The sequence below is a fragment of the Micromonospora sp. KC213 genome, assembly GCF_004348325.1.
Lineage (GTDB): Bacteria > Actinomycetota > Actinomycetes > Mycobacteriales > Micromonosporaceae > Micromonospora.
Genome location: NZ_SMKF01000234.1, coordinates 1 through 7234 on the forward strand (window position 1 = coordinate 1; position 7234 = coordinate 7234).

Genomic DNA, 7234 nt, shown 5'->3' on the forward strand with positions numbered 1-7234 from the left:
CCCTCGGTGACGCGCTGACCTTCACCCGGGTGCCGCTGCTGTGGCCGCTGCGGATCCGGGGCTGCCGGTGGGCGGCGCTGGGCATCTGGGCCCCGCTGCGGTTCCGCACCGGGTCGGCCGCCGAACTGCTGCTGGTGGTGCCCGCCCTGCTGGTGCTGGGCGGGATCAGCACATGGGCACTGATCACCCCGTAGCCGGGTCCGACCGGGCCAGGTCCGCCATCCGCCTCGGGTCGGGGATCTTCTCACCGGCATGGTTGGCGTGGTCTCATGACGGGTAGCCGGTGTTACCGGCGGGTTACGCCGGGGTGGAGTTCCCGGGTGGCCTGGGGAGGTGACGATGCCGGAACGGCGGGAGGTGCGGCTCCCCGACGGCGTACGTCTGCACGTCGAGGTGACCGGATCGGCGGACGCGGCGACCACGGTGGTGCTGCTGCACGGCTGGACCCTGGACGGGCGGGTCTGGCACCGGCAGTTGGCCTACCTGCGGGAGTGCTTCGGCGAGCGGGTACGGGTGGTCACCTACGACGCGCGGGGGCACGGCGGGTCGAGCTGCATGGCACGGCGTACGGCCACCCTGGCGCAGCTCGGCGACGACCTGGCCACAGTGCTGGACGAGGTGGTGCCGACCGGCCCGGTGGTGCTGGTGGGGCACTCGATGGGCGGGATGACCGTGATGGAGTACGCCCACCGGCACCCCGCGCACTTCGCCCGCATCGCCGGGCTGGTCTTCGTCTCCACCACCGCCGAGGGGCACACGCACACCGCGTACGGCCTGTCGCCCCGTATCGCCCGGCTGATCCGGATCGCCGAGACCACCGGGGCGGGAGTGTTGGCCCGCTGCGGTTCCTGGCGCCCACCCCGGGCACTGTTGCGCGCGCTGCGCCCGAGCATCCGCTGGATGCTCTTCGGCGAACGCTGCGATCCGGCCGACATCCGGTTGGTCACCTCGGCGGTGGCCCGCGCCTCGCTGCGTTCGATCGGCGGCTTCCGGGCCTCGATCGGCGCGCAGCACCGGCTGGACACCCTGGCCGAGTTGGCGCATCTGCCGGCGGCGGCCCTGGTCGGCGACCGGGACCGGCTCACCCCGCCGCCGTGCGCGGAGTCGATCGCGGCAGCCCTGCCGGTGACCGAACTGACGGTCTGCCCCGGCGCGGGGCACATGCTGATGGTGGAACGCCCCGACGAGGTGAACGCGGCCCTGTCGGCGGTGCTGCACCGGGTCATGGCCGGCACGCCCGTTCCCCGGACGCTCCCCTCCCCCGGCACCTGTTGACCGGGAGGTGGCCGAGGTCGCGGGAAGCGGCCCGGGCTGGGTGTGCCGTGGCGGCCTGCCCGTACCCTCATTGCGCCTGGCGTGCGCCCGCGTCCGGCGCCGCCGTCGCACAGGAGCCCCCACGTTGACCGACCAGACGACCCTGGAGCAGGAGATCGCCGTCGAGCAGCGGCACCTCGACCGGGTGTACGCCCGGTTGGCCGAGCTGCGACGCTCGGCCGCGCAGGCGGAGAAGGAGGGCTACGGGCTGGCCCGGGTGGGCACCTTCGGCGCGCTGGTGGAGCGGGACGCGATGGTCTTCCACGCCGCGCAGCGGCGACACGTGCTGGACGCCGAGCACGAGGGGCTGGTCTTCGGCCGGCTCGACCTGCGTACCGGCCAGGTGCTGCACGTGGGTCGGCTCGGGGTGCGCGGCGTGGACGCCGAGACCCTGGTGGTCGACTGGCGGGCCCCGGCCGCCGCCGCCTTCTACCAGGCCACCCCCGCCGAGCCGCTGGGCGTGGTGCGCCGGCGCACCATCCAGTCCTCAGGTGAGAAGGTCACCCGGATCGAGGACGACCTGCTGGATCCGGAGGCGGCCCCGGCCGACCTGGCGGTGGTCGGCGACGGGGCGCTGCTGGCGACCCTGTCCCGGGCCACCGGGCGGGGGATGCGGGACATCATCGCCACCATCCAGCGGGAGCAGGACGAGGCGATCCGATCCCCCGGTTCCGGGGTCACCATCGTCTCGGGCGGTCCGGGCACCGGAAAGACGGCGGTGGCGCTGCACCGGGCGGCGTATTTGCTCTATTCCGACCGCAGCCGGTACGCCGGCGGCGGCATCCTGGTGGTCGGGCCCTCGGCGGTCTTCGTCGAGTACATCGCCTCGGTGCTGCCTTCGCTCGGCGAGGAGACCGCCACCCTGCACTCGCTCGGTTCGCTCTTCCCCGGCCTGTCGGCGACCCGGACCGATCCGCCGGAGGTGGCGGCGGTGAAGGGCTCGCTGCGGATGCGTCGGGTGCTGGAGCGCGCGGTCCGCGACGTGGTCCCGGACGGCCCGGACGAGTTGCGTCTGCTCTACCGGGGTGCGTTGCTCCGGTTGGAGCGCCGTGAGCTGGACGGCGTCCGGGACCGGACACTGTCCCGGGGCGGCCGCCGCAACGAGGTGCGCCGTGCCGCGTTCGACGCCGTCCTCGCCGCGTTGTACGCGCAGGCCCGCCGGTTGGAGATCCCCCGCCTGCCGGAGCAGCCCGCCTTCGAGGACGAGATCATCGAACGGCCGGAGTTCCGCGAGTTCCTGAAGGCCTGGTGGCCCCGGCTGCACCCCCGGCACGTGCTGGGTTGGCTGGCCTGTCCGGAGCGGCTGCGCCGGTACGCCGGCGGTGTGCTCTCCCGCGCCGAGATCACGCTGTTGTCGGAGGCGTACCGGTCGTTGGCGACCGAGGGGCTGACGGTGGCCGACATCGCGCTGCTGGACGAGCTGGACGCGCTGCTGGGCAAGCCGGTGCGGCCGGCGAAGCCGAAACGCGACCCGTTCCGTCTCACCGGCGGGGTACGCGAGCTGAGCACGTTCGCCGACCGGCAGCGGGCCGCCCGGGCGGCGGCCCGGGAGCGACCGGAGGACTACCGCGACTACGCGCACGTGGTGGTGGACGAGGCGCAGGACGTCTCCCCGATGCAGTGGCGGATGGTCGGCCGGCGCGGCCGGCTGGCCTCCTGGACGGTGGTGGGTGATCCGGCGCAGACCGCGTGGGCCGGCGATCCGCAGGAGCTGGACCGGGCGCGGGACCAGGCGCTGGGCCGGCGCAGACGGTACCGGTTCAACCTCACCACCAACTACCGGAACTCGGCGGAGATCTTCGCGGTGGCGGCGGCGGAGATCCGCCGGCTGCACCCGGACCTGCCGCTGCCGAGGGCGGTCCGGTCGACCGGCGTGGATCCGGTCGCGCTGACCGTCCCGGCGGGCGAGCTGGCCGGCGCGACGGTGGACGCGGTGGCGGCGCTGTTGGCCGAGGTGGAGGGCACCGTCGGGGTGATCACGCCGGTGCCGCGCCGCAACGAGGTGGCCGGCTGGCTGGACGGGCGGGGCGGCGCGCGGCTGCAGGTGGTGACCAGCCTCCAGGCCAAGGGCATGGAGTACGACGGGGTGGTGCTGGTCTGCCCGGGTGAGATCCGGGCCGAGCCCTCCGGTGTCCGTACCCTTTATGTCGCTCTGTCCCGGGCCACCCAGCGCCTCACCACCGTGGAACCGGTGGGCTGACCGTCGGGCCTGGCCGGCTCGCCCGGCGGACGTCAGCACCGGCAGGTTGGGCAGGGCGGAGTCCGGGGAAACCCCGGGAGGCCCCCGATGGGGGGGCCGGCGGTCGGACCCGGGGCGTCATGGGCCGTTCACTTGCATACATAGCGATGTCAGCATAGATTGGCTCGGGTCCGGTACGGCGACGGAGAGGTGCGGGCGTGGGCGCAGGGCATGACCACCACGGGGCGGTCGCGAACGCGGCGCAGCGCCACCGGGGCCGACTCTGGGCGGCTTTCGCCCTGCTCGCGGTCTTCATGGTGGTCGAGGGGGTCGCCGCGGTCGCCACCGGGTCACTGGCGCTGCTCTCCGACGCCGGGCACATGTTCACCGACGTACTCGGCATCGGCATGGCCCTGGCCGCCATCACCGCCACCCGGCGGGCCGAGCGAGACCCGCAGCGCACCTTCGGGCTCTACCGGCTCGAGGTGCTCGCCGCGCTCGGCAACGCGCTCCTGCTCAGCGGCGTCGCCGTCTACGTGGTGATCGAGGCGGTACGGCGGTTCGGCGACCCGCCCGAGGTCCGGACCGGGCCGATGCTGACGGTCGCCGTACTGGGCCTGCTCGCCAACGTGGTCGCGTTCACTCTGCTGCGCGAGGGTGCCCAGGAGAGCATCAACCTGCGTGGGGCGTACCTGGAGGTGCTGGGCGACCTGCTCGGCTCACTCGGCGTGATCGGCGCCGCGCTGCTGATCGCGGTAGGCGGCTGGTGGTGGGCCGATCCGGCGGTGGCGGTGGCGATCGGCCTGTTCATCCTCCCCCGCACCTGGCGACTGGGCCGCGCGGCCGTACGCATCCTCGTGCAGGCCGCCCCCGAACACCTCCAGGTGACCGCGGTGCACGACCGATTGACCGCCGTCCCCGGCGTCGCCGAGGTGCACGACCTGCACGTCTGGACACTCACCTCCGGGATGGAGGTGGCTTCGGCGCACCTGACCATGTGCCCGGGCGCCGAGGTCGGCGCGGTGCTCGCTGCCGCCCGCAGCGCGCTGCACGAGGACTTCCACATCGACCATGCCACCCTTCAGATCGAACCGGGCGCGGCATCGGGGGCGTGCGGTCGGGTCGAGTGGTAGGGAAAGTGACCTGTTCATCCCTTTTCACAGGCTTACCTCCCGTACCCTCAGTCACGAACCGGGCATCCGTCCCACCGGTACCGGTAGTCTCGGTTCCGGCCTCCGCCCAGGCGGCACCCGACGGTGCCGGCGGGGCCGCCGCCTAAACGCCCGCCCGGGCGTGCCGGGGAACCAGGTACCTGGGGTGCATCCGCGCCAGCGGTAGGGATCTTCCGTCCCGAACCCGTCAGCTAACCCGGTCGGCGGCTGACGGAAGGAATATGAATGCACGTACGACGTACCACCGGCCGACTGACGGCCGCGATCGTCGCGGCGCTCGCCGTCGGCCTCACCTCGGCCCCCACGCCGGTGACCGCCGCCCCGCCCGCCACCCGACTCGCCGCCCCGAGCGGCGACGACGAGGGCGGCACCCCGGCGCTACGCGCCCAACTCGACGCCGCCAGCAAGGGCTGGCTCGACGCCAAGGCCGCGCTGGAACGCTCCACCCGGCGCCAGCAGGAACTGAACAACCAGCTCAAGACCGTCGAATCGGAGTTGACCGCACGCAGCAGCAAGGTCGGCGAGATCGCCGGGGTGGCGTACCGGACCGGCCGGCTCGGCCCGGTGTCGGCGCTGCTCAACAGCGGCTCGCCGGAGGGCTTCCTGGACCGGGCCGCCGCGCTGGCGACGGTCGCCAGCAAGGAGGACCGGGAACTGCGCAACCTCCTGAAGACCAAGGAGGAGGTCACCCGGACCCGTAGCGCGCTGGCCAACGAGATCGTCGAGCAGCGCAAGCAGATCGCGGTCATGGACAAGCGCAAGCAACAGGCCGAACGGGCACTGGAGGTGGCCGCCTCCGCGCAGTCCGCACCCCGGGCCACCAGCAGCGCTCCACGGGGCACCTCCCGGGCCAACGCCAGGTCCGCGCCACGCAACTCCGACGGATCCTTCCCGCCCGAGTCGTGCAGCGTCAACGACCCCACCCCGGCCAACGGTTGCATCACGCCCCGGATGCTCAACGCCCTGCAGCAGACCCAGGCCGCCGGCTTCACCCGGTACGTCTCCTGCTACCGCCCCGGCGGGTCCGGCGAGCACCCGAAGGGGCGAGCCTGCGACTTCGCCGCCCAGAAGGGTGGCTTCGGTGGGGACGCGACCGGCGGCGACCGGACGTACGGCGACAACCTGGCCGCGTTCCACGTCCGCAACGCCGACCGGCTCGGCGTGCTCTACGTGATCTGGTACCGGCAGATCTGGCTACCCAGCAGCGGCTGGAAGTCGTACAGCGGGGCGAACGGCGACCCGTCCAGCGACCACACCAACCACGTCCACCTGTCGGTGTACTGACCCGCTCCACGCGCACGGGGCCCGTCCGCCCGGACGGGCCCCGCACCCACCCCGGCCCGGGGGTGGTTCGGTCAGCCGGTGACCGGTCCGCCGTCGGAGAGCCGGTCCAGCACGTCGCCGAGGCGGCTGGCCAGCCCCAGGTGCGCCGCCCGGGCCTGGCGGAACGCGTACCCGAACAGCGGCGCGGGGGCGGCGAGGGTGATCTCGACGTCGATTCGCAGCAGGCCGTCCTCCGCACGCAGTCGGGTGTGGTTGCGTACGGTCGTGCCGGGCTGCTGCCGGGCCTCAATGATGATCTCGTCGTCGGTGACCAGCAGGACGTCGGCCTGATAGGTGACCGGGAAGTGCAGGGGCCCCAGTTCCAGCCGGTCGGTGACCGCGTAGCTGGCCCGCGCTCCGGGCCGGGGCGGCAGCTCACGTACCCGCAGAATCAGCGGATGCAGTTCCTCCTGACGGGACAGGTCGCTCAACAGCGCCACCGCGTCCGCCTGTGAGCAGCGCGCGCGCACCGTGTAGCTGAACGTCTCCCGCCGGACCACTCCGACCTCCCACTCCTCGTCGGTCGCCCGATCGTCCCGTATCGCGGACTCGGCTGGCAACGCAGGTGGGTGGGTACGGCGAGACGAAACCCGCGCGGGCGGGCGGGGCCGCTGGCCGGCCCGGTTGACCAGCGGCGAACGACGGTAATGGCTCGGCGCGACGCCGGGTCAGGCCCCTGGCAGGACCTCGCGGGTCGCCGCCCCGGCACCGGCCCCGGCGAAGTAGGGCTCCGGTGCCCCGAAGAGACCCAGCAGTCCGGTCACCCAGAGCTGGCGGTGCACGAATCGACTGGGCTCGGTGACCACCAACTTCACCCCGCTGACCTCGGCGGTCTGGAAGCCGGCGACCATCGCGCTGATGCCCACCGAGTCGATGAAGGTGACGAGCCGCATGTTGAGCTCGATACGGGACGGTCGGCCCTTCGCGAGCACCTCGGCGATCGCCTCACGTACCTCGTACGCGGTGTCGACGTCGATCTCCCCTCGCGGAGCGATCTGGATGACACCACCCGGCAGAACCGATTTCACGATCGACAGGCTCACGCGAGCACCTCCACTCGCCCGTTCACGGGCGCCTCATCAGTACGCGGGCCGCGACCGAGAGTATTCCTCCAACGGCCTCGGTCGCCACCCCTCGGGATGAGCAATTCGCGGATCCAGCCGGATCGGACCGTCTTCACCGCAACTTCCTGGTCACATCCTCGTCAACGAGCGACCCCTCCGGGCCGCCCCAACCGCCCCAGCCT

6 protein-coding genes, 1 pseudogene and 1 riboswitch are annotated in these 7234 nt (G+C 72.9%); of the genes and pseudogenes, 5 read left to right on the plus strand and 2 right to left on the minus strand.

The genetic code is table 11. The annotated features are described in order from the left end of the window. From E1166_RS28210 to E1166_RS28230, 5 genes and pseudogenes are all read left to right on the plus strand, one after another. Positions 1–194, plus strand: a pseudogene (locus tag E1166_RS28210) (hypothetical protein); the annotation flags it as partial. 145 nt (positions 195–339) lie between these two features. Beyond that, positions 340–1275, plus strand: coding sequence for an alpha/beta hydrolase (locus E1166_RS28215; RefSeq protein WP_132342924.1), 936 nt, complete (start codon positions 340–342; stop codon positions 1273–1275). Between the two features lie 124 nt (positions 1276–1399). After that, positions 1400–3514, plus strand: a complete 2115-nt coding sequence (locus tag E1166_RS28220; RefSeq protein WP_132342925.1) for an AAA family ATPase — start codon at positions 1400–1402, stop codon at positions 3512–3514. Positions 3515–3711: 197 nt separating this feature from the next. After that, positions 3712–4626: a cation diffusion facilitator family transporter gene (locus E1166_RS28225; RefSeq protein ID WP_132342926.1), complete on the plus strand. Its 915-nt coding sequence runs from the start codon at positions 3712–3714 to the stop codon at positions 4624–4626. A gap of 129 nt (positions 4627–4755) precedes the next feature. Continuing rightward, positions 4756–4887: riboswitch (cyclic di-AMP (ydaO/yuaA leader) on the plus strand. Between the two features lie 3 nt (positions 4888–4890). Further along, positions 4891–5949 carry a hypothetical protein gene (locus tag E1166_RS28230; RefSeq protein WP_132342927.1) on the plus strand — a complete coding sequence of 353 codons (1059 nt, stop codon included), beginning with the start codon at positions 4891–4893 and terminating at the stop codon, positions 5947–5949. Positions 5950–6020: 71 nt separating this feature from the next. Here E1166_RS28230 and E1166_RS28235 read toward each other — a convergent pair whose 3' ends face one another. Further along, positions 6021–6548 carry an SRPBCC family protein gene (locus tag E1166_RS28235; protein WP_243710567.1) on the minus strand — a complete coding sequence of 176 codons (528 nt, stop codon included), beginning with the start codon at positions 6546–6548 and terminating at the stop codon, positions 6021–6023. A gap of 108 nt (positions 6549–6656) precedes the next feature. Continuing rightward, positions 6657–7031, minus strand: a complete 375-nt coding sequence (locus E1166_RS28240) for an STAS domain-containing protein (protein ID WP_132270715.1) — start codon at positions 7029–7031, stop codon at positions 6657–6659. Positions 7032–7234 lie beyond the last annotated feature (203 nt).

Bases quoted from the DNA above. Each gene is read 5' to 3' on its own strand.
- E1166_RS28215 (WP_132342924.1), top strand. From the start codon at position 340: ATGCCGGAACGGCGGGAGGTGCGGCTCCCCGACGGCGTACGTCTGCAC.
- E1166_RS28230 (WP_132342927.1), top strand. From the start codon at position 4,891: ATGCACGTACGACGTACCACCGGCCGACTGACGGCCGCGATCGTCGCG.